This is a genomic window from Kitasatospora sp. NPDC056531, assembly GCF_042794375.1.
In the GTDB taxonomy this organism is placed as follows: Bacteria; Actinomycetota; Actinomycetes; order Streptomycetales; family Streptomycetaceae; genus Kitasatospora.
In genome coordinates this window covers 173,373-198,019 of the sequence record NZ_JBHTTU010000005.1, presented here as the reverse complement: position 1 = coordinate 198,019, position 24,647 = coordinate 173,373, and the positions used below count along the sequence as shown (strand labels likewise).

At 71.8% G+C, this 24,647-nt stretch carries 21 protein-coding genes; 5 read left to right on the top strand and 16 right to left on the bottom strand.

Annotated elements, in window-relative coordinates:
• Positions 1–124: 124 nt before the first annotated feature.
• Positions 125–1,783, bottom strand: coding sequence for a phosphoenolpyruvate--protein phosphotransferase (gene ptsP, locus ACFQ87_RS08475; protein ID WP_380609835.1), 1,659 nt, complete (start codon positions 1,781–1,783; stop codon positions 125–127).
• Positions 1,780–2,052 carry an HPr family phosphocarrier protein gene (locus ACFQ87_RS08470; RefSeq protein ID WP_380609834.1) on the bottom strand — a complete coding sequence of 91 codons (273 nt, stop codon included), beginning with the start codon at positions 2,050–2,052 and terminating at the stop codon, positions 1,780–1,782. Before ACFQ87_RS08470 ends, ptsP begins: the two co-directional genes overlap by 4 nt.
• A 348-nt stretch (positions 2,053–2,400) precedes the next feature.
• Here ACFQ87_RS08470 and ACFQ87_RS08465 point away from each other — a divergent pair, with 348 nt between their 5' ends.
• The 3 genes from ACFQ87_RS08465 (at position 2,401) to ACFQ87_RS08455 (ending at position 6,187) form a co-directional block, all read left to right on the top strand.
• Positions 2,401–3,162 (top strand): DeoR/GlpR family DNA-binding transcription regulator, encoded by a 762-nt coding sequence (locus tag ACFQ87_RS08465; RefSeq protein ID WP_380609833.1) that lies wholly within the window; start codon positions 2,401–2,403, stop codon positions 3,160–3,162.
• Positions 3,159–4,118: a 1-phosphofructokinase gene (pfkB, locus tag ACFQ87_RS08460; protein WP_380609832.1), complete on the top strand. Its 960-nt coding sequence runs from the start codon at positions 3,159–3,161 to the stop codon at positions 4,116–4,118. Before ACFQ87_RS08465 ends, pfkB begins: the two co-directional genes overlap by 4 nt.
• Before the next feature lie 107 nt (positions 4,119–4,225).
• Entirely contained in the window at positions 4,226–6,187 is a 1,962-nt protein-coding gene (locus ACFQ87_RS08455; RefSeq protein ID WP_380609831.1) for a fructose-specific PTS transporter subunit EIIC, read from the top strand.
• A 197-nt stretch (positions 6,188–6,384) separates the two neighbouring features.
• Here the strand turns inward: ACFQ87_RS08455 and ACFQ87_RS08450 are convergent, their stop codons facing one another.
• The 8 genes from ACFQ87_RS08450 to ACFQ87_RS08415 all read right to left on the bottom strand — a co-directional run bounded on the left by ACFQ87_RS08450 (position 6,385) and on the right by ACFQ87_RS08415 (position 14,193).
• Positions 6,385–7,161 (bottom strand): hypothetical protein, encoded by a 777-nt coding sequence (locus ACFQ87_RS08450; protein WP_380609830.1) that lies wholly within the window; start codon positions 7,159–7,161, stop codon positions 6,385–6,387.
• Positions 7,158–7,688: a SigE family RNA polymerase sigma factor gene (locus ACFQ87_RS08445; protein ID WP_380609829.1), complete on the bottom strand. Its 531-nt coding sequence runs from the start codon at positions 7,686–7,688 to the stop codon at positions 7,158–7,160. The genes ACFQ87_RS08450 and ACFQ87_RS08445 overlap by 4 nt, the downstream gene beginning before the upstream one ends.
• Positions 7,689–7,819: 131 nt before the next feature.
• Positions 7,820–8,827: an expansin EXLX1 family cellulose-binding protein gene (locus ACFQ87_RS08440; RefSeq protein WP_380609828.1), complete on the bottom strand. Its 1,008-nt coding sequence runs from the start codon at positions 8,825–8,827 to the stop codon at positions 7,820–7,822.
• Between the two features lie 328 nt (positions 8,828–9,155).
• Positions 9,156–9,422 carry a non-reducing end alpha-L-arabinofuranosidase family hydrolase gene (locus ACFQ87_RS08435; protein ID WP_380609827.1) on the bottom strand — a complete coding sequence of 89 codons (267 nt, stop codon included), beginning with the start codon at positions 9,420–9,422 and terminating at the stop codon, positions 9,156–9,158.
• A 52-nt stretch (positions 9,423–9,474) separates the two neighbouring features.
• Positions 9,475–11,952 carry a pectinesterase family protein gene (locus tag ACFQ87_RS08430; protein WP_380609826.1) on the bottom strand — a complete coding sequence of 826 codons (2,478 nt, stop codon included), beginning with the start codon at positions 11,950–11,952 and terminating at the stop codon, positions 9,475–9,477.
• 132 nt (positions 11,953–12,084) lie between these two features.
• Positions 12,085–12,837, bottom strand: a complete 753-nt coding sequence (locus ACFQ87_RS08425) for a hypothetical protein (RefSeq protein WP_380609825.1) — start codon at positions 12,835–12,837, stop codon at positions 12,085–12,087.
• Positions 12,834–13,364 (bottom strand): SigE family RNA polymerase sigma factor, encoded by a 531-nt coding sequence (locus ACFQ87_RS08420; RefSeq protein WP_380609823.1) that lies wholly within the window; start codon positions 13,362–13,364, stop codon positions 12,834–12,836. The genes ACFQ87_RS08425 and ACFQ87_RS08420 overlap by 4 nt, the downstream gene beginning before the upstream one ends.
• Before the next feature lie 418 nt (positions 13,365–13,782).
• Positions 13,783–14,193 carry an RICIN domain-containing protein gene (locus ACFQ87_RS08415; protein ID WP_380609822.1) on the bottom strand — a complete coding sequence of 137 codons (411 nt, stop codon included), beginning with the start codon at positions 14,191–14,193 and terminating at the stop codon, positions 13,783–13,785.
• Positions 14,194–14,298: 105 nt separating this feature from the next.
• Between ACFQ87_RS08415 and ACFQ87_RS08410 the strand changes: the two genes are divergently transcribed.
• Positions 14,299–14,475 carry a DUF1304 family protein gene (locus ACFQ87_RS08410; protein ID WP_380609821.1) on the top strand — a complete coding sequence of 59 codons (177 nt, stop codon included), beginning with the start codon at positions 14,299–14,301 and terminating at the stop codon, positions 14,473–14,475.
• A gap of 85 nt (positions 14,476–14,560) precedes the next feature.
• On the opposite strand, the gene mmsB is transcribed toward ACFQ87_RS08410, so the two are convergent.
• The 6 genes from mmsB to ACFQ87_RS08380 form a co-directional block, all read right to left on the bottom strand.
• The gene (gene mmsB, locus ACFQ87_RS08405; protein ID WP_380609820.1) at positions 14,561–15,796 is read right to left on the bottom strand and encodes a multiple monosaccharide ABC transporter permease; all 1,236 of its coding nucleotides are present in this window, start codon (positions 15,794–15,796) and stop codon (positions 14,561–14,563) included.
• A 3-nt stretch (positions 15,797–15,799) separates the two neighbouring features.
• Positions 15,800–17,347: a multiple monosaccharide ABC transporter ATP-binding protein gene (gene mmsA / locus ACFQ87_RS08400; RefSeq protein WP_380609819.1), complete on the bottom strand. Its 1,548-nt coding sequence runs from the start codon at positions 17,345–17,347 to the stop codon at positions 15,800–15,802.
• A 119-nt stretch (positions 17,348–17,466) separates the two neighbouring features.
• Positions 17,467–18,561 (bottom strand): multiple monosaccharide ABC transporter substrate-binding protein, encoded by a 1,095-nt coding sequence (gene chvE / locus ACFQ87_RS08395; protein ID WP_380609818.1) that lies wholly within the window; start codon positions 18,559–18,561, stop codon positions 17,467–17,469.
• Positions 18,562–19,069: 508 nt separating this feature from the next.
• On the bottom strand, positions 19,070–20,077 hold the full coding sequence (locus tag ACFQ87_RS08390; protein WP_380609817.1) for an ABC transporter permease: 1,008 nt from the start codon (positions 20,075–20,077) through the stop codon (positions 19,070–19,072).
• The gene (locus ACFQ87_RS08385) at positions 20,074–21,642 is read right to left on the bottom strand and encodes a sugar ABC transporter ATP-binding protein (protein WP_380609816.1); all 1,569 of its coding nucleotides are present in this window, start codon (positions 21,640–21,642) and stop codon (positions 20,074–20,076) included. The genes ACFQ87_RS08390 and ACFQ87_RS08385 overlap by 4 nt, the downstream gene beginning before the upstream one ends.
• Positions 21,639–22,781, bottom strand: a complete 1,143-nt coding sequence (locus ACFQ87_RS08380) for a substrate-binding domain-containing protein (protein ID WP_380609815.1) — start codon at positions 22,779–22,781, stop codon at positions 21,639–21,641. The genes ACFQ87_RS08385 and ACFQ87_RS08380 overlap by 4 nt, the downstream gene beginning before the upstream one ends.
• Before the next feature lie 347 nt (positions 22,782–23,128).
• On the opposite strand from ACFQ87_RS08380, the gene ACFQ87_RS08375 reads away from it, so the two are divergent.
• Positions 23,129–24,601 (top strand): arabinofuranosidase catalytic domain-containing protein, encoded by a 1,473-nt coding sequence (locus tag ACFQ87_RS08375; protein WP_380609814.1) that lies wholly within the window; start codon positions 23,129–23,131, stop codon positions 24,599–24,601.
• Positions 24,602–24,647: the final 46 nt, after the last annotated feature.

The following is a 24,647-nucleotide window of genomic DNA, read 5'->3' as shown; positions in this document are numbered from 1 at the left end:
CGGCCGGCCCGGTCGCCGCCGCCCAACTCGCCCGCAGCCGACCGGTGCGGCGGATGCGGTCGACGGTGAGGTCCGAGCCCTTCGCGCGCCGGGCAGATCGGGGCCGATGCTGCAACGGAGTGGATCAGTGCCCGGCGACGCTCGACCGGACCTTGCGGCGGGCGTCGTCGGCGTCGTCTGCGAGCAGCGCCAGCTCGGCGAGTTCGCGGCACTCCGCAAGGGTGTGGGCGGCCAGAGCCGCGCGCACCTCGGGGAGCGAGGCGGGTGCGGCCGACAGGCTGGTGATCCCGAGGCCGACCAGCACCAGGGCGAGTTCCGGGTCGGCAGCGGCCTCACCGCACACGCCGATCGGACGGCCGTGCTCGGCCGCGGACCGGGCGGCGGCGGCGACCAGCGAGAGCAGGGCCGGCTGCCAGGGGTCGAGCAGTTCGGCGAGGGAGCCGAGCGTCCGGTCGGCCGCGAAGGCGTACTGGGCCAGGTCGTTGGTGCCGATGCTGAAGAAGTCGCAGGACTCGGCCAGCCGGTCGGTCCGCAGCGCGGCTGCCGGGACCTCGATCATCGCGCCGGCCATCGGCAGGCCGTGCGCGCGGACCCGGGCGGCGAACTCGGCGGCCTCACGCGGGATCGACACCATCGGGGCCATGACCCAGACCTGCGCGGTGCTGCCGTCGGCGGCCGCGGCGATCGCGGCGAGCTGGGTCTCCAGGAGCTGCGGATCGCGGGCGGCGGTCCGCAAGCCTCGGATGCCCAGCGCCGGGTTCTCCTCGTCGGCGGAGGTGGCGAAGGGCAGCGGCTTGTCGGCGCCCGCGTCGAGTGTGCGGACGACCACCCGGTGGCCGGCGAAGGCCGCGAAGACCTGCTGGTAGGCGGCGGTCTGCTCGGCGAGGCCCGGTGCCTCGGCGCGGTCCAGGAAGAGGAACTCGGTGCGGAACAGGCCCACCCCCTCGGCATCGGCGGCGGCCGCGCCGGCCAGCTCGTGCGGCGCACCGAGGTTGACCAGCAGCGAGACCGGATGGCCGTCCGCCGTCCGGCCCGGCCCCTGGAACCCGGCCAGCAGCTCGCGGCGTCGGCGATCGCGCGCGGCGGCCCGCGCGATCGCTTCCGGACTCGGGTCGGGCTCGACCACGCCGTCCGCGCCGTGCACCAGGACCTGTCGGCCGTCCTCCAGCTCCATGGCGCCGGTGCAGCCGACCACGGCGGGCACGCCGAGCGCCTTGGCGAGGATGGCCGTGTGGCTGGTCGGACCGCCGCGGACGGTGACGAGGGCCAATACCCGCTCGGGGTCGAGCAGTGCGGTGTCGGCCGGCGCCAGGTCGTCGGCGACCAGGACGTACGGGTGCCCGGGGTCGGGCGGGCCGGGCACGGGCAGGCCCAGCAGGTGGGCCACCGCGCGGTCGCGCAGGTCGTCCAGGTCGGCGGCGCGTTCGGCGAAGTACCCGCCGGCGGCCGCCAGCGCGTCACGGAAGCCGTCGAAGGAGGCGGCCAGCGCGTGGGCGCCGTCGGTGCCCTGTTCGGCGAGCTCGGCGGCCCGGTCGGCGAGGACCGGGTCAGCGGCCATCATGGCCTGGGCCGTGAGTACTTCGGAGCCGGTGCCACTCGCACGGGCGGCGCGCTCCTCCAGGTCGGCGACGACCGCACCGAGGGCGGCGCGGACCGCGGCCGCCTCGGCCGCTGGGTCGGCGACCGTCCTCGGTGCCGGCAGTGACGGTACGGGTGCCATCCGGGCGATCGGTCCTGCCGCGCTGCCGGTGCCGACACCGATCCCGCGCATCGGACCGGTCATGCCGCTGCGTCGAGGTCGGTGGCGAGCAGCTCGGCGAGCGCCTTGAGTGCGTCCTCGGCCCCCTCGCCGGAGGCGGTGAGCTCCAGGATCTCGCCGCGGCCGGCAGCCAGGGCGAGGACGGACAGCAGGCTGCGGGCGTCGACCGGCGCCTGGCCCGGGCGGCCGACGGTGACCTTGACCGGCTGCCGGGCGGAAGCCTGGACGAACAGTGACGCCGGGCGGGCGTGCAGACCGCTGCTGGAGCCGACGGTGACCTGGATCGAGTGCATGGGAGTCCTTGGGGAGAGGGAGGAGAGGATCGCCGACCCGGGTGGGAGCCGGGTCGGCGGAAGGGTGGGGCACGGTGGCCGGCGCGGAGGGTGAAGCGCGGGCCACCGTGGTCGGTGCCTGGTCCTCGCGGTACGGGGGCAGTCGCGGGGACCAGGCGGTCTGTGGTTTCACGCCCGTTGGCGCGTTGTTTCGGTTGGTTCTACGCCCGGTTGCGCAGAGATGTCAACACATTCGGGCACATTTTGCGGAGTGGACAAGAGGCGGAACGACCTCTTGCTTTTCTGTCCGAAGCGCGTATGGTCGGGCTTCACCAGGCGTAAACGGACATGAAACGGACCCAATCCCACATGTATGCACCGGAGCGGCAGCAACAGATCCTCCGCCTCGCCCAGGAGCAGGGCAGGGTGGACGTGCCGACGCTGGCTGAGGACTTCGGCGTCACGCAGGAGACCATCCGGCGTGACCTGAGCACCTTGGACCGGGCCGGCCTGCTGCACCGGGTGCACGGCGGGGCGCTTCCCGTCGGCGCACTGCACCTGGAACCCGGCCTGGCCGAACGCGACTCCACGGCCGCGGCCGAGAAGGAGCGCATCGCCAAGGCGGCCTTGGCCCTGCTGCCCAGCGAGGGCAGCGTGATCCTCGACGCCGGGACGACCGTCTCCCGGTTGGCCGGCCTACTGCCTCTGGACTGCGCCCTCACCGTCGTCACCAACGCCCTCCCGGTCGCGGCCCGGCTGGCCGACCACCCCGCGCTCGCCCTGCACCTCGTCGGCGGGCGGCTGCGCCACCGCACCCAGGCCGCCGTCGACGCCTGGGCGCTGCGCGACCTGGCGGACATCCACGCGGACGTCGCGGTGGTCGCCACCAACGGCTTCTCCGTAGAGGGCGGACTGTCGACGCCGGACCTCGCCGAGGCGGCCGTCAAGAGGGCCATGCTCGCCGGGGCACGCCGAGTGGTCCTGGTGGCCGACTCCTCCAAGTGCGGCGCCCGCCATTTCGCCCGGTTCGGCTCGCTGGACCAGGTCGACGTGCTGGTCACGGACACTGGACTGACCGACGAGCAGACCGCAGAGATCGAGAACCACGGACCGGAAGTCATCCGCGCATGATCGTCACCATCACCCCCAACCCCAGCCTCGACCGCACCTACGAACTGGGAACGCTCACACCGGGCGAGGTCAACCGAGCCGTGCACGACCGGCTCGATCCCGGCGGCAAGGGCGTCAACGTCTCCCGCGCGCTCACCGCCGCGGGCCACCGCACCACGGCCGTCCTGCCGCTGGGCGGCCTCTCCGGCGGGCTGCTCTCCGATCTCCTGTGCCGCCAGGGCATCGACGTCGCGGCGGTCGCCATCGCGGGCGACACCCGGATCAACGTCTCGATCGCCGAGGACGGCGGCAGCCTCACGAAGATCAACGCGGTGGGCCCCGAGCTCAGCGCGGCCGAGTCGGCCGCGCTGCTGGCTCTCGTCCGCGACACCCAGAAGATCGGGCAGGGCACCGGGAACGGCGTCGACTGGCTGGCCTGCTGCGGCAGCCTGCCGCGCGGCCTGGAGCCCGAGTGGTACGCCGAGTTGGTCGCGCAGGTGCACTCGGGCGGCGCCCGGATCGCCCTGGACACCTCCGGACCCGCACTGCTCGCCGCGCTCTCGGCCCGTCCCGACGTGCTCAAGCCCAACCGGGGGGAACTCGCCGAGGCCGTGGGCCGCCCGGTCGCCACCGTCGGCGACGCCGTGGACGCGGCCGGGGAACTGCGCAAGCGCGGCGCCCAGCAGGTCCTCGCCAGCCTCGGAGCGGACGGGATGCTGCTGATCGCCGAGGAGGGCAGCTGGTACGGCAGCGCACCGGTCGCCGCCGTCCGCAGCGACGTGGGAGCGGGCGACGCCTCACTCGCGGGCTTCCTCGGAGCCGGTGGCACCGGCCCCGGGGCACTCGCGGCGGCCCTGGCGCACGGCGCCGCCGCCGTGCAACTGCCGGGGAGCGTCATGCCGACCCCGGCCGATCTGGACCCGGCCGCCGTGGTCGTGACGGCGGACATCCCGCTCGAACGCCCGCTTCGCGGTTGAGAACCGCCTCCTGTCGGAGGCACCCCGCCCGACCGTGTGGGACGGAAGGGCGGCCATTTCCCGGGGGCAAGGGAACACTGTCAGGCACCAGTTGAAGGATCGACACGATGAGCGACACCAGCGGACTGATCACACCCGCACTCGTTGATCTCCACCTCGCCCCCGCGGACAAGAGCGAGGCTCTCCGCTCCCTCGCCCAGCGGCTGGTAGCCGAGGGCCGGGTCACCGACCTCGACGGCTTCCTCGCCGACGTCGCCGCCCGCGAGGCCCAGGCCCCGACCGGGATGGGGGACGGGATCGGTATCCCGCACTGCAGATCACCCCATGTCACGCAGCCGAGCCTGGCCTTCGGCCGCAGCGCCAGGGGTGTGGACTTCGACGCCCCGGACGGGCGGCCTGCCGACCTGATCTTCATGATCGCGGCGCCGGCCGGTGCGGACGACACCCACCTGCAGATCCTCGCCGCGCTGGCCCGCCGACTGATGGACCCCGCGTTCACCGGGGCCCTGCGCGATGCCGAGAGCCCGAGCGCTGTCGCGGCCCTGGTCAACGGGGAGGAGGCGCCGGCCGGCGCTCCGGAGCCCGCCGCCGACGCCGGTCTGCGGCTGGTCGCGGTGACCTCCTGCCCGACCGGCATCGCCCACACCTACATGGCCGCCAAGGCCCTGGAACTGGCCGCCGCCCGGGCGGGTGCGCGGATCCAGGTCGAGACCCAGGGCTCGGCCGGGACGACGGTGCTGGCCCCCGAGGTGATCGCGGCGGCCGACGCGGTGATCTTCGCCCATGACGTCGAGGTCCGGGACCGCGCCCGCTTCGCCGGCAAGCCGACCGTGGACGTGGGTGTGAAGGCCGCCGTGAACCGCGCCGACGACCTGATCGCCCAGGCCGCCAGGCTGGTCACCGAGGCCGGCAGCGGAGCGCGTGCCGCCGCCCCGGCCGCCGCACCGAGCGCACCAGCCGGCGAGCACTGGGCCCAGCGGCTGCGCAAGTACCTGATGACGGGCGTCAGTTACATGATCCCGTTCGTCGCGGCCGGCGGCCTGCTGATCGCCCTCGCCTTCGCGATCGGCGGGTACCAGATCGCCTCCGCCCCGTCCGTGCTGGGCCACTTCGACTGGACCTCCTCGCACAGCTGGGCGGCGATGCTGTTCCAGACCGGCAAGACCTCCTTCGGCTTCCTGGTCCCGATCCTCTCCGGGTACATCGCCTGGGCGATCGCGGACCGGGCGGCACTTGCCGCCGGAATCGCAGGCGGCGCCGTCTCGGTGGCGGTCGGCGCGGGCTTCCTCGGCGGCATCGTGTCGGGCGTGGCCGCAGGCTTCCTGGTGCTGTGGATGATCCGCTGGAACGTGCCACGCGCGATCAGGGGCATCATGCCGGTGGTGGTGATCCCGCTGCTGTCGGTGGCGGCGGTCGGCTTCCTGATGTTCGTGGTGGTCGGCTCGCCGATCGCCTCGGCGATGAACGGCCTGACCGACTGGCTGAACGGCCTCTCCGGTTCCAACGCGATCCTGCTCGGCCTGCTGCTCGGCGCGATGATGGCCTTCGACATGGGCGGTCCGCTCAACAAGGTCGCGTACACCTTCGCGGCCGGTGCGCTCACCGCCGCGGGTACCACCCCGGACGCCGGCAGTCTCAAGGTGATGGCCGCCGTGATGGCCGCCGGTATGACCCCGCCGCTGGGCATGGCCCTGGCGACCGTCGTCCGGCGTGGGCTGTTCACCTCCGAGGAGCGGGAGAACGGCAAGGCCGCCTGGGTGCTCGGCGCGTCGTTCATCACCGAAGGTGCGATCCCGTTCGCGGCGGCCGACCCGCTGAGGGTCATCCCGGCGAACATCGTCGGCAGCATGACCGCCGGCGGCCTGGTGATGGCCTTCGGCTCCACCCTGCGTGCCCCGCACGGTGGGATCTGGGTGCTCCCGCTGATCGGCAGTCCGTTCCTTTACCTGACCGCGGTCGCGGCGGGCACGGTGGTCACCACGGCGGTGGTGGTCCTGCTCAAGGGGCTGCGGAAGCCCGCCGCCCAGGCGGTCTCAAACCTCGCCCGGACGGAGCCGGTCGGCGCCTGACCCGAAGGCCTCCAAGCCGGAATCCGAGTCGGTCCAGGGCGCCCGCTCGTTCGAGCGGGCGCCCTGGTCGCGTCCGCGGGGGAGGATCGCGCACGGCCTCCGGCCGCGGTTCCGGCTCCGGCCCGGAAGGATTGCGGGCCCGGTACGCGAACCGGGGGGTGCCGCGAGGGCCGGCCGACTTCTCGGAGGGCCGGCCCTCACCTTGTCGGGGCGAAGCCTCCCCAGACGGACGCGGTGCCGCCCGCCGACTGGGCGTCGACGCGGTAGCTGTCGTTCGCGGAACTGCGAACGCCGGTGGCGTGGTTGTACTGGCCGGCGAACTCGTGCTGCCCGGCGGGCACGGTACGGCCCGGCTTGAGCATCCAGCGGTAGACCAGCACACCGCCGGACTCCTGGACGGTGACGGTGAAGTCGTCGGCCGGCAGGGTCCGCCAGTTGCCGGCGTCCCGTACGTCGCCGGTCTGGGCGATGCGCAGTTCCACCGTGAGCGAGGTGAGTGGCTGGGTGGTCTTCAGGGCGAGGTCGCTCTGTGCCCAGTAGGCGTTGCTGTGCGAGTCGATCGATCCCTCCGACCACAGCGGCCCGTTCTGGGCCCGGCTGCCGGAGGACGGGCTCGGGTGCGGACTGGCCGGGGTGGTGGCTGCGGTCGGTGCCGGAGCGGTGGCGGTTGGGGGAGCCGACCGCGTCGGCGTCGGAGTGGCAGTCGGGGAGGGGGCGCCCGGAGCGGTGGTGACGGTGTCCGACGGCGGCGGGGTCCGGATGATGCCGGCGACGGCGAGGCCGCCGGTCGCCAGGATGCCGGCGGTGGCGAGGCCGGCGAGGGCGGCCTTGGGCCACGACCTCGTGAACGACGGTGTGCGGTGACGGACGGGAGGGCCGGCCGCGCCGCGTTCGACGAGGGCCAGGATCCGTGCGCGGTCGGGCTGGTGGGTCTCGGCGGCCTCGCGCAGTCGCCAGGCGATGTCCTCGTTCACCGATTCCTCCTTCCTGTCGCCAGTTCGCCGACCGCTCGTGCGCCGAGTGCGCGTTCCAGCTCGGCCATCCCCTTCGAGGTCTGGCTCTTCACCGTACCGACCGATATGCCCAGCGCCACGGCGGTGTCCTTCTCCGACAGGTCGAACGCGTGGCGCAGCACCACGCACGCCCGCTTGCGGAACGGCAGCCGGGCGAGCGCCGTTCGGACGTCCAGCACGGCAGCTACGTCCGGGCCGTCCGCTTCCTGCGGGGCGCGGGACCAGAACAGCAGGACCCGGCGTCGCTCGCGGATTGCGCTGCGGATCCGGGCCCGGGCCATGTTGGCGACCACCCCGCGCGCGTAGGCGAGGGGGTGGTCGGCCGCGCGGAGCCGGTCCCAGCGTTGCCACAGGGCGATCAGGGCGTCCGCGGCGAGGTCGTCGGCCGCGTCCGTCTCGCCGGTCAGGAGATGGGCGAGACGGGCGAGTTCGGCGTAGTGGCGTTCGAAGAAGTCGTGGAACTCCGCGGACGCGTCATCGAGGAGCATTTCCCCCGGTCGCCCTCTCCCTGCAATGTGAGCGTTAACAACCGGCATGAGCCTAGCAGTGCCCGTCTCCGGGAGAGGGCGGTGGGCGCCCCGGCGGGGGACCACCGCCGGCCGACGGGCGAGTGGCGCGGTCAATGCCGGGCGAACTGGACTCGGGTCGGCTGGGCGACGTCCGGCTGCAACGCGACGCCGTCGACGGTGAGTTGCTCGCCGTAGATGTCGGTGACCCTGATCGGTCCGCCGCACCCGCTCCCGTCGGGGGAGAGGAAGTAGTTGTAGTCGGTGCGGGACAACTGCCGCCAGCCGCCGCCGGTGCGGACCTCCAACGCCGCTACCGGGTTCCGATGGCCGATCACCTGGATCCCGCACCACCACTGGGTGGACCCGGTCTTGTACCGGATCGACATGGTGTCCGGCGCGACGGGGCTCAGCAGCGACCAGGTGATCGGTAGGCGGCCCACCGACAGGTCGGCGAGCTTGGCGAAGGCCTCGTGGCTGAGGTCGAGCTGCCCGGGTGCGCAGGGCAGCGGGCACTCGTTGACGATCCGCACCGTGATGCTCGCCCCGTTGGTCGCGCGGACGAGCACGAACGCTCCGCATGCCTTGGACGACTCGTAGTCGGTGTGGTTCATCGCCGCGATCATGAGGTCGCCGGACGGGCCGAACGAGCAGGCGCCGTTGCCGTCGGCGGCGTCGTAGGAGGTTGCGACGCCCTGGTAGTTCGTCCCGGGCTTGATCCGCCCGGCCAGGGACGCCGGGGCCGGCGCGGTGCGGGCACCGCCGGTGGTGGCCGACGGCGACGGGGTGGCCGTGGTGACTGGGGCGGCCGACGGCCGCGGCGTGAGAGTGGCCGACGGCGACGGGGTGCCCGTGGCCGAGGGCGGGGGGCTGGTGACCGACGGCGGTGCCGCCGAGGGCGTGGGCTCGGCCGGGACGCCGGTGCCGGGCGGCGTGCTCGGCTCGGTGGCCACGACGGAGGCGGCAGCCGGCTCTGTGGCACCGGCGTCGCCCCCGCTCCCCGGGAGGAGCGCGAAGGCCAGGCATACCAGTAGACCGACCGCCACCAGCGCCAGCGGTATGCCCATGACCAGCCCACGCCTGCGGTTCGACTGCGGGGCGGCGTGCTTCGTTGGCCTCATTCCGGTCCATTCGGTAGATCGACTCGACGTTGCACTGCCCAGTGGGCGCCGGAGACGGAAAGGTTGCCGCTCCGGCGCAGGTTCTTTCGGCCGGCCCGGGGACGGGCGACGCGTATCCGCCGCCCGCTCCGGGCCGGGCCTGTCAGGACGCGTCGCCGTACACCACGCCGCGGCCAGGTCCACGAAAGAGGGGAACCCCAGCCGACGCACGGCTGGGGTTCCTCGAAGCGGTGAGTGTCGGTCAGCAGGTGGAGCCGCCCGTGCCGTAGACCTTTCGTCTACGCGCCGGCAGGCCGCACCCGATCGCGATCACCGTTGATCAGGCGGGTCAGCGCTGGAGGGTGAGGAGGCCGGGCCGCCAGGGCAGTTGGTCGTATGGGCCGCTGGCGGTGGGGGACTTGCCCTGGTAGAGGAACTGGAGGTTGCAGGGGTCGATGGTCATGGTCTGGTCGGGGTTGTTGCGGACCAGGTCGCCGTGGCTGATGTCGTTGGTCCAGGTGGCGCCGCTGTTGGCCTTGCCCGCGACGGGGTTGCTCTCGCTGGCGGCCTGCGGGGTCCACGAGCCGTTGAGGCTGCGGATAGGTGTCGTCCTCAAGCGGGCTGCCCCGGCCTTCCGAGGAGGCCGGGGCGAGCGGTCGGCGGTGAGGTCAGAGGGCGGGGAACGTGGGGAAGGCGCAGGTGGGGGCCGCGCCTGGGCCGTTGGTGGTGGTCAGGGTGACGTCGGGGCCGGACGGGTGGAGGTTGGTGTCGGTGGCGGTGATGCGGGCGTTGGCGGCGGTCGCCGTGGTGACGTCGAGTTTGAGGTGTGCCAGGGCCAGTTCGAGCGGGTGGGCCTTGTCCAGTCCGACCAGGGTGGACCTCGCGCCGCTGGGGGAGTGGGTGGCGGTGACGCCGTCGACGGTGATGCCGGTGAACCAGGGGGTGTTGGAGCCGTTGCCGGCGGAGTAGTGGGTGTCGAAGACGAGCGGGGCGCGGACGGCGTCGAGGCAGGTGTTCAGGTAGGTGACGTCGGTGACCTTGCCGCCGTTGGCGGGGGAGCTCTTGATGCGGATGCCGGTGCTGGAGCCGCTGGCGTTGCCGAGGGCGTCGGTGCCGGTGAGGGTGTTGTCGCGGAAGAGGACGTTGGTCACGCCGCTGCTGGTCTCGCTGCCGATGGAGATGCCGTGGGTGCCGTAGAAGTGGTTGTTCGTCACGGTGATGTTGCTGCTGGGCCTGTTGCCGGCCTTGACGGCGATGCCGTCGTCGCCGTCCATGATGGAGGAGTCGGTGATGGTGACGTTGGTGGCGCCGGCCGGGTCGATGCCGTCGGTGTTGCGGGCGGTGGCGGGGGTCTTGATCCGTACGCCCCAGGCGGTGAAGCCGTTGCCGCTGTTGTAGACGACGTGGAAGTTGGGGGAGTTGAGCAGGTCGACGTGGTAGAGGGTGAAGTTGTCGGAGTTGTCGGCCTGGATCAGGCGGGGGTTGTTCTGGTTGGAGCCGGTCTGCTGCGCGTCGGTGGCGAGTTGCCACCAGCTGGTGGTGGTACCGAGGATGGTCTGGTCGCCGCGGCCGTCGATGCGGCCCTGGCTGCCGTCGGCGGCGCGGACGGCCTCGATGCCGGCATCGGCTCCGGCGACGCTGATCAGCGGCTTGCAGCCGCCGCTGGAGGAGGCGAGGGTGCCGCAGGTCGGCTTGCCGCTGATCTGGTAGTCGGCGGGGTTGCGCGAGCCGTACAGGGTGACGCTGCTGTCGAGCAGCAGGACCTCGCCCTGATGGATGGTCAGCGGTCCGGTGAGGAAGGCGTTGTGGCTGGCGTCGGTGGCCTGCAGACGGATGGCGACGGTGTTGTGTCCGGTCTGGGTACAGGTGTCGAGGGCGTGCTGGATGCGGATCGTGTCCGGCGGGGTGGTCTCGCTCGCCTGGTCGGTGCTTCGGGTGGGCACGGTCCGGGTGGCGGGGACGGCGGCGCAGACGGTGCTGGGCGGTGCGGGTTCGGTGACGTGGCGGGTGTCGCCGGTCGCTGTTCCGGCGGGCACGGTCGAGCCGGAGCTGGTCGAGGTCGCCCGGTCGACCGGGTTCCAGCCGTCGGTGCCTGCGAGGTACGCGGTGGCGGTGTATTCGTCGGCCTGGGCCGCCGGCAGCTGTGGGCTGTCAGTGGTCGTGGCGGCGCCCGGTCCGGTGTTGCCGTACGAGGCGAGGCGTGCCGAGCGCCAGGAGAAGCCGCTCATGTCGGTCCACGGGGTGGTGCTCTTGATCGCGGCGGGGAGCGCCGTGTTGCGGATGACGACCTGGGCCACGGCGGAGGCGGTGGGGTGCCAGGGCCGGCCGAGGTAGTAGGTGCCGTCCTTCGCGGTGGAGCGGACGGTGCTGTCGGTGATCAGGAGGCCGTACTTGTGCGCGGCTTCCGTGTTGGTGGCGGTGAGGAAGCCGTTGAGGCCGTCGGCGGGGGCGCCGTCGTCGTCGGCCTGGATGGTGGCATGGTCGAGGACGGCGGTGGCGTTGCCGAAGATCATGTCGACGTCACCCTCGACGAAGTCGTCGGTGAAGTACTGGCGGGTCTGCGCGGTGGCGTCGGGTGACCAGGCGAGCAGGGTGTCCTGGTGGCCGATGATGCGGTCGTTGCGGAAGACCTGCCGGTCGCCCTCGGCCGCCACGGCGACGGCCTGGGTCTCGGTGCCGGGGCGTGCAGCGGCCCGGTCGAAGGAGTTCACCACCGTCAGGTTCTCGACGGTCAGGCCGGCGGCGGCGAAGGTGGCCGTGGCGCTGCCCTCGGTGCCGAGTCGGCCGCCGCCGGACTTGGCGGTGCCGGCGGAGTTGCCATAGGCGATGACGACATCGGCGGGGTTGCCGGTGGCGCCCGCGATGGTCAGACCGTCCTTGCCGACCGGCACCCGTACCACCTCGTGGTACGTGCCCTTGGCGATCCGGATCCGGTCGCCGGGTCGCGCGCCGTCCACCGCCGCCTGCACGGTGCGGTACCGACCGCTGCCGTCAGCGGCCACCGTCAGCGTGCGGGCCTTCGCGGGCAGGGCGGCCTGGGCGATCAGGGGAACGGCAGCGCCCGTGACGGCGAGGACTCCGGCGGTGGCGAGCACGCGGCGGGTCGCCGTGCGCCGGCGGTGCGTGCCTCGGTCGAGATCTGGCAATGGTCTGTCCTTCTGGAGCGGCGGCCTGCGGACGGCAGGCCGGGTCGTCCATCAGTTGCCGCCGGGAGACGGAAGGTTGCCGCGCGGGCGCGTGTTTCTTGCAGCCGGTCGCGGCACCCCCGGGTGCCCGTCTCACCGCGGGGAGGAGAAGTGGCCCCCGACCGCGAGGGCGCCGTCGGAGTCCGAGGCGTCTGCACGGTAGGTGTCGTCCTTCGGATCCCGCAGGCCGGCGGCGTGGTTGTACTGGCCCGCGAAGACGTGCTGCCCCGGCGGCACCGTGCAGCCGGGCTTGAGCGTCCAGCGGTAGACCAGCGCACCGCCCTGCTCCTGCGTTGTGACGGTAAAACAGTTGGCGGGCAGGGTCTGCCAGTAGCCGGTGTTCTGCACCCCGCCGGTCTGGGCGATCCGCAGTTCGACGGTGAGCGTGGCGAGCGGCTGCGTGGTCTTGAGTGTGAGGTTGCTCTGCGCCCAGTAGATCGTGCTGTGCGGGTCGACGGAGCCGTCCGATGACAGCGGTCCCTGCTGGACCTGGGTGCCGCCGGACGGTGCCGGGCTCGGGCTGCCTGTCGGCACGGTCGGGGCCGGGCTGCCGGTGGAGGGGACCGATGGTGTCGAACTCGCAGTCGCGGCTGATGCGGGAGCGGTCGCGGCGTCGGGCGGCGGCGGGGTCCGGACCACGGGGGCGACGGCGAGGCCAACGGCCAGGATGCCGGCTGTGGCGAGGGACGTGAGAGCCGCCTTCGGCCAGGATCGCCTCACCCAAGGGCCGCGGCGGCGGGTCGAGACGGGTGTCATACCGCGTTCCAACCGGGCCCGGATCCGGGCGCGGTCGGGTTGATGGGCCTCGGCGGCATCGCGCAGCAGCCCGGCGACCTCCTCGTTCAACGATTCCTCCTGTCGGCCACCAGTTCTCCGGCCACGCGTGTGCCCAGCATCCGTTCCAGCTCGGCGATACCCTTCGAGGTCTGGCTCCTCACCGTAGCGACCGACACTCCGAGAGCCAGCGCCGTGTCCCGCTCCGACAGGTCGAAGGCGTACCGCAGCACCACACACGCCCGCTTGCGGAACGGCAACCGGTCCAACGCCGCCCGCACGTCCACCACAGCAGCCACGTCCGGACCGTCGACCCGCTTCGAACGATGGGACCAGAACAGCGCCACCCGCCGCCTTCCACGCACCGAACTGCGGATCCGCGCCCGCGCCAGGTTGGCCACGACGCCCCGCGCGTACGCGAGCGGCTGCTCCGCTGCGCGCAGCCGGTCCCATCGCCGCCGCAAGGCGAGCAGTGCATCGGCTGCCAGGTCGTCGGCCGCATCCGGCTCGCCCGTCAGGAGATAGGCGAGACGGGCCAGTTCGGCGTAATGGCGTTCGAAGAACCCATGGAAGTCCGCGGACGCATCATCGAAGAGCATGTCCGTCGGCGGCCTCTCAGTGCGTGTTGGCGCTCACATCCGAAAGCGGGAGAGCGGCAGCGTACCAATCGGTAGCCGGGCGCGGTCGACCAGGTGCCCCTGTCCGCGCACGTCATGGTCGCGGCTTCCGCCGTGTGCGATGGAAGCGTCGACGCCACAGGCGCCGACTCCTGAGTCCGATGGTGAACCAGGGGCCGAGCCAGGTGGAGCTCATGCCGTCGGCGCTGATACGGGCCCGCGCCGTGTCCGCGGGGCGGCGTGCTTCGTCGGCCTCATTCCCGTCCATTCGGTAGATCGACTCGACGTTGCGCTGCCCAGTGGGCGCCGGAGACGGAAAGGTCGCCGGTCGGGCGCAGGTTCTTCCGGCCGGCCGGGGGACGGGCGACGCGTATCCGCCGCCCGCTCCGGGCCGGGCCTGTCAGGACGGGTCGCCGCACACCACGCCGCGGCCGTAGACCTTGTGGCTGCCGTGATTCTCCAGCTCGTAGTAGCCGTCCCCCGCCAGCCGCAGCCACCACTGCTGGCTCACGGCACCGGCTGCGGGGTTCATCTGCCGGGCCCAGGCGCCGTCGGACGTGTCCGCACCGGGCACGTCCAGCGCCTTGTCACTGCGGACGGACACCAGCGTGTAGTAGGCGTCGGGATCCACCGACGCGGCATTCGAGTCGGCCTGTACGAACAGCAGGTAGGGGCCGAGCACACCGGGCACGCCCAGGGCCAGGCCCAGCGTGGTCCAGCGCCGACGGTGGCGCCCACGGGGACGCCGCGCACCACTGGCCGGGCGGACGCGTCGGCCGCGGCCGTCTGCCGTTGGATCCGTCTCGTTCATGGGGGGCTACTCCTTGCTTCGGCCCGCCGCCGCGCACCCGCCCGGATCGGCGGAGCGCGGTGGCAGACGGCGGTGGGATCGAACGACCCGTGAGCGGCTTCCGCCTTGCGGTCACCCGTCAGTTGCCGCCGTCGCGGAAGAGGTTGCCGCCCGGCCGAAAAGATCGTCTCCTGCGTCGCCGTCGCCGGCCTGTTCGGCGCCTTGACGTCGTCCCGCAAGATCCTCTTCGTGCAGATCGTGCCCGCCCTCGTCGTGCTCGCCTTGGTGCTTCCGGCCCAGTGAGTCCGACAGGGCCGGAAACGCATGTCGCCCTCGGCCGTCCGATGGAGGACGGCCGAGGGCGAGGGCATCCGGGGCGGTTCCGGCGTCAGGAACCGGCCCGGCGTTTGTTGTAGACGTCGAAGCCCACCGCCGCGAGCAGCACCAGGCCCTTGATCACCTGCTGGTAGTCGGTGCCGACGCCGACCAGCGACATGCCGTTGTTCAGCACGCCGAGTACCAGGCCACCGATGATCGCGCCCATGACGGTGCCGACGCCGCCGCTGGCGGAGGCGCCGCCGATGAAGGCGGCGGCGATCGCCTCCAGCTCGAAGTTGATTCCGGCCTGCGGGGTGCCGGCGTTGAGCCGCGCCGCGAAGACCAGCCCGGCCAGCGCCGCGAGGAGGCCCATGTTGGTGAAGGCGAGGAAGACGACCCGCTTGCTCTTCACCCCGGACAGCTTGGCCGCCGCCTCGTTGCCGCCGATGGCGTAGGTGTGCCGGCCGATGATCGAGTTGCGCATCAGGTAGCCGAAGCCGACCAGCAGGGCGCCGAGGATCAGCAGGACGATCGGCACGCCGTGGTAGCTGGCCAGCAGCAAGGTGAACACGAGCACGGCCGCCGTGATCACGGCGAGCTTGGCCAGGAACAGTCCGAGCGGGAGCACCTCCAGCCCGTACGAGGCGGTCTGCCGCCGGCCGCGCAGCTCCTGGAGGACCGCGACGGCCAGCACCGCGAGGCCGAGCAGCAGGGTGAGGTTGTGGTAGTTGGTGTGCGGGCCGACCTCGGGGAGGAAGCCGCTGCTGATGCTCTGGAAGCCCTTGGGGAACGGCGCCACCGACTGGCCCTGCAGCAGGATCTGGGTGCCGCCGCGGAACAGCAGCATGCCCGCCAGGGTGACGATGAAGGACGGGATCCCGAGGTAGGCGATCCAGAAGCCCTGCCAGGCGCCGGCGAGGGCGCCGATCACCAGCGCGACCAGCATCGCCACGGGCCACGGCAGGTGGTGCTCGACCATCATCACCGCGGCGGCGGCCCCGACGAAGGCGGCCAGTGAACCGACCGAGAGGTCGATGTGCCCGGCGATGATGACGATCATCATCCCGATCGCCAGGATGAGGATGTAGCCGTTCTGCTGGATCAGGTTGGTGATGTTGAGCGGCTGGAGCAGGATGCCGTCCGTCCAGATCTGGAACAGCAGCACGATCAGCGCGAGTGCGACCAGCATGCCGTACTGGCGCACGTTGCCGCGCAGCGCGCGGGCCAGTACGGAGCCGACGGACGGGCTCGGGTCGGGCTCAGGGCCGTTCTGGGCGGAGTCCGGGATGATCTCGGTCTGGGCCATGCCTCACACCTGCTCGTTGCTGGATGCGGCGCTCATGGTCATGAGCCGCATGAGGGATTCCTGGGTGGCGTCGGCGCGGGCGACCTCGCCGGTGATCCGGCCTTCGGCCATGGTGTAGATCCGGTCGCACAGGCCCAGGAGTTCGGGGAGTTCGGACGAGATGACGAGCACGGCCTTGCCCTGGGCCGCCAGCTCGGCGATGACGGTGTAGATCTCCGCCTTGGCGCCGATGTCGATGCCCCGGGTGGGCTCGTCGAGGATCAGCACCTCCGGCTCGGCGAAGATCCACTTGCTGAGGACGACCTTCTGCTGGTTGCCGCCGCTGAGCGTGCCGGTCCGGGTGAACACCGTCGGGGCCTTGATGTTCATGGTCTGCCGGAACGATTCGGCGACCTTGCTCTCCTCGTGCCGGTCGACCCGGCCGTACCGGGCGACCTTGCCGAGCGCGCTCAGCGAGATGTTCCGGCTGATGTCGTCGATCAGGTTGAGGCCGAAGTGCTTGCGGTCCTCGGTGACGTACGCGATGCCGTGCCCGATGGCCTCCGGCACCGTCCGGGTGCGGATCTCCCGGCCGTGCAGCAGCACCCGCCCGCCGCTCCAGCGCCCGTACGAGCGGCCGAAGACGCTCATCGCGAGTTCTGTGCGGCCGGCGCCCATCAGGCCGGCGACGCCGACGATCTCGCCGCGCCGCACGTTCAGGGAGGCGCCGTCCACCACGGTGCGCTGCTGGTCGATCGGGTGCCGGACGGTCCAGTCCTCGATCTCGAAGGCGACCTCGCCGATGTCGGGGGTGCGGTCGGGGTAGCGGTGCTCCAGGTCCCGGCCGACCATGCCGCGGATGATCCGGTCCTCGGAGATGCCCTCCGGGCCGATCGCGATGGTCTCGATGGTCTGCCCGTCGCGCAGGATGGTGACGGCGTCGGCGACCCGGGCGATCTCGTTCAGCTTGTGCGAGATGATGATGCAGGAGATGCCCTGCGCCTTGAGTTCCAGGATCAGGTCGAGGAGCTTGCGGCTGTCTTCGTCGTTCAGCGCTGCGGTCGGCTCGTCCAGGATGAGCAGCTTGACCTTCTTGGCCAGCGCCTTGGCGATCTCGACCAGCTGCTGCTTGCCCACACCGAGGTCGGCGATCCGGGTGTGCGGGCTCTCCTCCAGGCCGACCTGCCGGAGCAGCTCGGCGGCGTGGGTGAGTGTCCGGTGCCAGCTGATGATGCCCCGGGTGGCGTGCTCGTTGCCCAGGAAGACGTTCTCGGCGATGGACAGGTACGGCACCAGGGCGAGTTCCTGGTGGATGATGACGATGCCGCGCTGCTCACTGGCCCGGATGTCCTTGAACCGGCAGGGCTCGCCCTCGAAGAGGATCTCGCCCTCGTAACCGCCGTGCGGGTAGACCCCGCTGAGCACCTTCATCAGGGTGGACTTGCCGGCGCCGTTCTCCCCGCAGATGGCGTGCACCTCGCCGGCGGCCACGGTCAGGTTGACCTCGGAGAGCGCCTTGACACCGGGGAACGACTTGCTGATCGACCGCATTTCGAGAACGGGTCCAGCCATGGTTGTGCGTCCGTATCGTTCGGGGCGGTGCGGTGGGGATCCATCGGGCGCCCGGGGGGAGCCCGGGCGCCCGCCGCACCGCCGGTTCGGCATGGGGCCCGTCTAGCGGGCCCCACGGGCTACTTGAGCTGGTCCGCGGTGTACTGGCCGCTGTCGACCAGGACCTTCTGGTAGTTGTCCTTGTCGACGCTGACCGGCTGGAGCAGCTCGGCCGGAACGACCTTCGCGCCGTTGTTGTACTGGGTGGTGTCGTTGACCTCGGGCTTCCCGCCGGTCAGCAGCGCGTCGCCCATCTGGACGGCGACCTTGGCGAGTTGCCGGGTGTCCTTGTAGACGGTCTGGGTCTGCTCGCCCGCGATGATCGACTTCACCGAGGCCAGCTCGGCGTCCTGGCCCGTGACGATGGGCAGGGACTTGGCGGTGCCGTAGCCGACGCCCTTGAGCGAGGAGAGGATGCCGATCGAGATGCCGTCGTACGGGGAGAGTACGGCGTCGACGTGGGTGGCGGTGTAGGCCTTGCTCAGCAGGTTGTCCATCCGGGACTGGGCGAGACCGCCGTCCCAGCGCAGCGTGGCGACCTGGTTGAAGTCGGTCTGGCCGCTCTGCACGACCAGCTTCTTCTGGTCGATGTACGGCTTGAGGACGCTCATCGCGCCGTTGAAGAAGAAGGTCGCGTTGTTGTCGTCCGGCGAGCCGGCGAACAGCTCGATGTTGAACGGCCCCTTGCCGTCCTTGAGGCCGAGCTTGTCGGCGATGTATCCGCCCTGGAGGACACCGACCTTGTAGTTGTCGAAGGTCGCGTAGTAGTCGACGTTCTGGGTGCCCCGGATCAGCCGGTCGTACGAGATGACCGGAATGTGGGCATCGGCGGCCTTCTGCAGCACGTTGGTGAGGGAGGAACCGTCGATGGCGGCGATCACCAGCAGCTTGGCGCCCTTGGTGATCATGTTCTCCACCTGGGAGACCTGGTTCTCCACCACGTTGTCGCCGTACTGCAGGTCGGTCTTGTAGCCCTTGGCCTGGAAGTCCTTGACCATGTTGTTGCCGTCGTCGATCCAGCGGGCCGACGACTTGGTCGGCATCGCGATGCCGATGAGTCCGCCCTTGGCGTCGCCCTTGGCCGCCCCGTCGCCGACTCCGTTGGAGCTCTGGCCGCAGGCCGCCAACGAGAGCGTCAGGCCCACCGCGACGAGGCCCGCTGAAAGCTTCCGCACAGTTCCTCCAGTGATGATGTTCCGCGACCGGCACAGTGCGCCCCTGGCTGGGCGACTGGGAGCGGTCGAGCGGGGCCGGCCGGAGCGGTCCCTCGCGCTGTGGAACGTCGGGGTGGCAGTAGCTCTGGCCTGGTGTGACATGAAGTGTTAACGCTAACAAGAGCGGCGTCAAGGGCCCCGGGATCACCGTTGGATCGCGATGTCCCGTCGGCCGGTCCGGCCGGGCGTGCCGCACCGGAAGGGGAGGCTCTGCCGGAGTTCGCAGGGTGACAATTCGGCGAATGATTGGTGAACGACAGGTTCTGGTGCGGGCGGTGGAGCCGGGGTGCTGCCCCTGTGCCACGGCATGCTCCCCGCCGTGGGTGTCGTGTCGTCCGCCTCCCGCCGGCGGTCGGGAGACGGGCACCTGTCGGTCCGGGGATCAGCCGGTGGCCGGGGTCGGGCCGCAGGCCCGGAGGATCGGGTTGACGGCCTGGACGGCGGGACGTGCCGGTGCCGAGGGGCGGGCTCAGGACCGCCTCGCCACGTGCCTGGCGCGCAGGCGGTCGGCCGTGATGGCCAGGCCCAGGACGCAACCGAGCACGATGTTGGTGTAGTCGGAGTTGACTTGGAGGGTGGTCAGCCCGTTGTTGATCAGCTCCAGCAGGACGGCACCGGCGACGATCCCCAGGACGCGCCCCTGCCCTCCGGTCAGGCTGACCCCGCCGATGACCGCGGCCGCGATCGCCGAGAGCTCCCAGCCGACGCCGACGCCGCTGGCGGAGCCGACCCCCATCCGGCCCAGCACGAGCATTCCCGCGAAGGCCGACACCAGCGAGGAGGTCACGTACATCGACACCGCCCGCCGGTCACCGCGGATGCCGGCCAGCCTGGCCGCCTCGGGATTGCCGCCGACCGCGTAGACCTGCCGCCCGGCGTAGGTCCGCTCCAGGAAGAACCATGCGGCGACGGCGACCACCGCGAACAGCACCAGCGGCACCGGGACTTGGGCCAGGTAGCTCTGGCCGACGTCGCCGAAGAACGGGGAGATGCCGACGATCGAGGTGCCGGAGGTGATCGCCAGGGTCACGCCCTGCGCCACGGTGTAGGTGACCAGCGTGACGACGAACGGCGGCATCCGCAGCCGGGTGACGGCCAGTCCGTGGACCAGGCCGACCAGTCCGGCGACGGCCAACGTGGCCAGGACGGCCAGACCCGCGGGCAGGCCGGCCCGGACGTTGAACCAGGACATCAGGATCACGCTGGTGCCCAGCAGGGCGCCCACCGACAGGTCGATGCCGCCGGTCAGGATGACCAGCGACTCGCCGATCGCGATCAGCCCGTACTGGGCCAGGTCGGCACCCATGCCCTGGAGGTTGACCGCGCTAGCGAAGGTGTCCCGGGCCAGCGCGAGCGCCGCGAACACGGCGACGCAGGCGAGGACGACACCCACCTCCGGGGTGTCGACCAGCACGCGCAACCGGCTCCGCGCCGGTGCCGCCGTGGACTCGCGGGCGGGAGCGGTCTCGGTGGTCATACGGGTCCCTCCGTGCTCGCCGACGGCTCCGGCCGGCTGGTGGCTGCTGTCATGATCCGTTCCTTGCCGAAGTGCTCGCGCGGCAGGTCGGCGACGATCCGTCCGCGGGCCATCACGAGGATCCGGTGGCAGATCCACAGCAGTTCCTCCAGTTCGGACGAGGCGGCCAGGACGGCGAGCCCGTCCGCGGCGGCCCGGTCGATGAGCCGGTAGATCTCGGCCTTGGCGCCCACGTCGACGCCGCGGGTGGGCTCGTCGAGCAGCAGCACGGCGGGGGCGGCGTGCAGCCAGCGCCCGAACACCACCTTCTGCTGGTTGCCGCCGGACAGGTCGCCGATCGGCTGCTCCTGGCTGTGCAGCCGTACGCCCAGGGCGTCGAGGATCCGTTGTGAGCGTGCACGGTCGCCCCGGGGTGTGAGCACCCCGTGCCGGGAGTCGCGCCGCAGGGTGGCCAGGGTCGCGTTCCACCGCACCGGGTGCGACAGCAGCAGGGACTGCTCCTTGCGGTCCTCCGGCACCAGGCCGATGCCTGCGGCGACCGCGTCGGCGGGGTGGCGAGGGCGGAAGCGGCGCCCGCCCAGCTCGACCTCGCCGCCGGTGCGCGGCTGCGCGCCCATCAGGGTGTGCAGCAGCCGGCTGCGGCCCGAACCCATCAGGCCCGCCACGCCGACGATCTCACCGGCCCGCAGGTCCAGGTCGACCGGGCCGAGGCCGTCCGCGGTCAGCCCCCGGGCGGTCAGGACGGTGCGGGCCGCGGCCGGGACGGGGCGTACGGCGACGTCGCGGGCGAGTTCGCCGCCGACCATCTCGCGGATCATCCGCGCCTCGGTGGCCTCGTCCGGGCCGAGGTCCGCGACCAGGCGGCCGCCGCGCAGCACCACCACCCGGTCGGCGATCTCCCGCACCTCGTCCAGCCGGTGGCCGATGAACAGCACCGCGCCGCCGTCCGCGGCGTGGCGCCGGGCGAGGGCGAGGACCTTCCCGGCTTCGACCGGCCCGAGTGAGGAGGTCGGCTCGTCCAGGATCAGGACCAGCGGCCGGTTTCCCCAGGCCTTGGCGATCTCGATCATCTGCCGCAGCGGGACCGGCAGTTGCTCCACCGGTCGGTCGACGTCGACGCCCTCGACGCCGATGTCCGCCAGCAGTTCGCGGGCCTCGCGCCGGGTGCCGGAGCGGTCGAACAGGGCCCGGCGCAGCCTCCCCGCGCCGCTGGTGGCCCGGGTGCGCCGGCCGAGCAGCAGGTTCTCGGCCACGCTCAGCCGACCCACCAGCGGGAACTCCTGCGCCACCAGGCTGACGCCGAGCGCCTTCGCGTGGTCGGGCCGCCCCGGTTGAAGGAGGCGGTCCCCGACCAGGACCTCCCCGGCGGTGGGGGAGACGGTGCCGGACAGCACGCCCATCAAAGTCGACTTGCCGGCGCCGTTCTCCCCTACCACACAGGTGATCTGGCCCCTGATCAGATCGAGCTCCGGGATGTCCAGCACCGCGACCGGCCCGTATGCCTTTCGCACCCCGCGCAGGGCCGCGGCCGGCTGTCCGGCCGCGGGGGCGACTGCCCCGGTCATCCGGTGATGCCGAGCTGGGTCTGCTTGGCCCGGAAGCCGGCGAGGTTGTCCGGGGTCACGACGCCCACGCCGGAGCTCAGGGTGCTGCCGTCGGACTCCAGGAACGGCTTCACGATGGCCATCGTGGCGTCCTTGCCGAGTACCTTGAGCGCGGCCAGCAGGTAGGCGCCGGTGTAGCCCTGCTGGTAGGGCGACTGGACGACAGTCGCCTGGATGACGCCCTGCTGGATGAACGTGAGGGTCTGGGCATCGCTGTCGTCCGAGACCACCTTGACCTTTCCGGTCTTGCCCGCGGCCTGCACCGCCTGCGCGGCCGACGGGCCGTCGTAGGAGTAGACGCCGTACAGGCCGGTCACGCCCGGGTCGGTCTGGATGGCGGTCTGCGCGTTGGTGAGGGCCTTGGCCGCGTCCATGTTGTCGGCGAGCTTGTTGGACAGCTTGATGTCGGTGCCCTTGAGTGCGTCCTCGAAGCCCTGGATGCGCTCGACGGCGTTGGAGGCGGTCAGCGAGCCGACCAGCACCACGACCTTGCCCCGGCCGCCCAGCGCGGCCTTCATCGCCTCGCCCGCCCGCTTGCCGGCCTGGTAGTTGGGCGTGCCGAGGTAGAGCGCCGCGCCGTCCTCGGCGGGCAGCGGCGAGTCGATCGCCAGGACCGGGATGCCGGCCGAACCGGCGGACTGGATCGGCGACTTGACGGCCGTCGGGTCGATCGCGGAGAGCGAGAAGGCGGAGATGTCCTGACCGCGCAGGGTCTGGAGGATGGACAGCTGCTGGTCCAGTCGGCCGTTCGCCGGGGCCTGGAAGGTGCCCTTGACCCCGAGGTCGGCGAGACCCTTGATGAAACCGGCCTTCCCGGCGTTCCAGTAGTCCACGGAGACGTTGACCACCATGGCCAGGTCCAGCTGGGAGAGGTCCTTGCCCTGGAGCGCGGTCTTGAGCGCGGCGTCGAGGCGGGTCAGGTTGTCGTCGTTGAACGTGATGTCGCCCTGGATCGCGGGCGCGGCGGCCGAGGAGCCGCCGGTGGGGGTGCCGGAGTCACCGGCGCCCTGCTTGCTGCAGCCGACGGCCAGTGCCATGACGACGATCGCGGCGGACGCGACGTGTGCGGCTCTGGAGCGCCGGCGGAAGGGTGCGCGCATGTGGTGGTTCCTCTCGATCGCGCCGGTGGGTGGGGGAGCAGGTGAAAGGCGCGGCGAACCGGCACCTGTGCTCAGTTGCGCCGGTGTGGAGTGTGAGCGTTCACATCGCCTAGCGTCAACCTCCTTGCAGCGATGGAGGGATGACGGGCCGACGGCCATCCGGGCCCGATCGGCGCTTTCCTCGGTGTGATGTGTCAAAAGCCTTGACGGGACACGGTCGGTGCGGGCACTGTCGCCGATCCAGGAACCTCCACCTCCCGCCCCCGGGCCGACGTCTGTCGCCGCGGGCCGGATTGTTAGCGCTCACTTCACCTTGGCCGCGCTCAAACGATGAGCAGGGAGGCGCCATGAGTGACAACAACAGGACGACCCGTGGACGCGGCGCGCTGCGCTGCCTCGCCCGGGCCGGGGCGGCACTGGCCGTCCTGGTCGGCGCCACCGCGACGAGCGGCGTGGCCCAGGCCGCAACCCAAGGGCCGTGCGACCTCTACGCCGCCGGCGGCACACCCTGCGTGGCCGCGCACAGCACCACCCGCGCGCTCTACGCCGGGTACGGCGGGCCGCTGTACCAGGTCCGACGCGCGTCGGACCAGGCGCCGCGGAACATCGGGGTGCTGAGCACCGGCGGCTACGCCGATGCCGCCGCACAGGACGCCTTCTGCGCCGGCACCAGCTGCGTGATCACCGTGATCTACGACCAGAGCGGGCGGGGCAACCACCTCACCCAGGCACCCGGGGGCGGCGCCGCGTCCGGCCCGGACAACCTCGCGGACGCGACCCTGGCGCCCACCACGCTGAACGGCCACCGGGCCTACGGCGTGTACGTCGCGCCGGGCACCGGCTACCGCAACAACCACACCTCGGGTGTCGCGACCGGTGACCAGCCCGAGGGGATGTACGCGATCCTCGACGGCACCCACTACAACGGCGGCTGCTGCTTCGACTACGGCAACGCCGAGACGAGCAGCACCGACACCGGCAACGGCCACATGGAGGCGATCTACTTCGGCAACATCAAGGTCTGGGGCTACGGCACCGGGCCCGGCCCCTGGGTGATGGCCGACCTGGAGAACGGCCTGTTCTCCGGGGCCAACGCGGGCTACAACGCCAACGACCCGACGGTGAACCACCGCTACCTGACGGCCATGGTCAAGGGCGCGCCGAACCAGTGGGCTATCCGCGCCGGCGACGCCCAGTCCGGCGGGCTGTCGACGTTCCACTCCGGGCCGCGCCCGAACGTGTCCGGCTACAACCCGATGCACAAGGAGGGCGCGATCATCCTCGGCATCGGCGGTGACAACAGCAACGGCGCCCGCGGCACCTTCTACGAGGGCGTGATGACCTCCGGCTACCCGTCGGAGGCCACCGAGAACGCCGTCCAGGCCAACATAGTCGCCGCCGGATACGCCAACTCCCCGGCGGCCGCCACGGGGGCGCTGCGAGGCGCCGGTTCGGGCAAGTGCCTGGACGTCCCCAACGCCTCCACCACGCCCGGGCTGCAGGCGCAGATCTACAGCTGCTCCGGAGGGGCGAACCAGACCTGGACCCGCACCGCCGACGGACAGCTCACGGTGAACATCTCCGGCAGCACGCTGTGCCTGGACGCGTACGGCGGCGGGACGGCCGACGGCACCAAGGTGGTGACCTGGCCCTGCAACGGCGGTGCCAACCAGAAGTGGCAGTTCAACTCCGACGGCAGCGTCACCGGCGCCCCGTCCGGCCGCTGCCTGGACGTCGCCGGGGCGCTCACCGCCGACGCCACACCCGTCCAGCTGTGGAGCTGCTGGGGCGGCGACAACCAGAAGTGGACCCTCGGGTAGTGCGCACCCCGGCCGGGGGCGCGCGGCCCTTGCCGGCTCGGTGGGA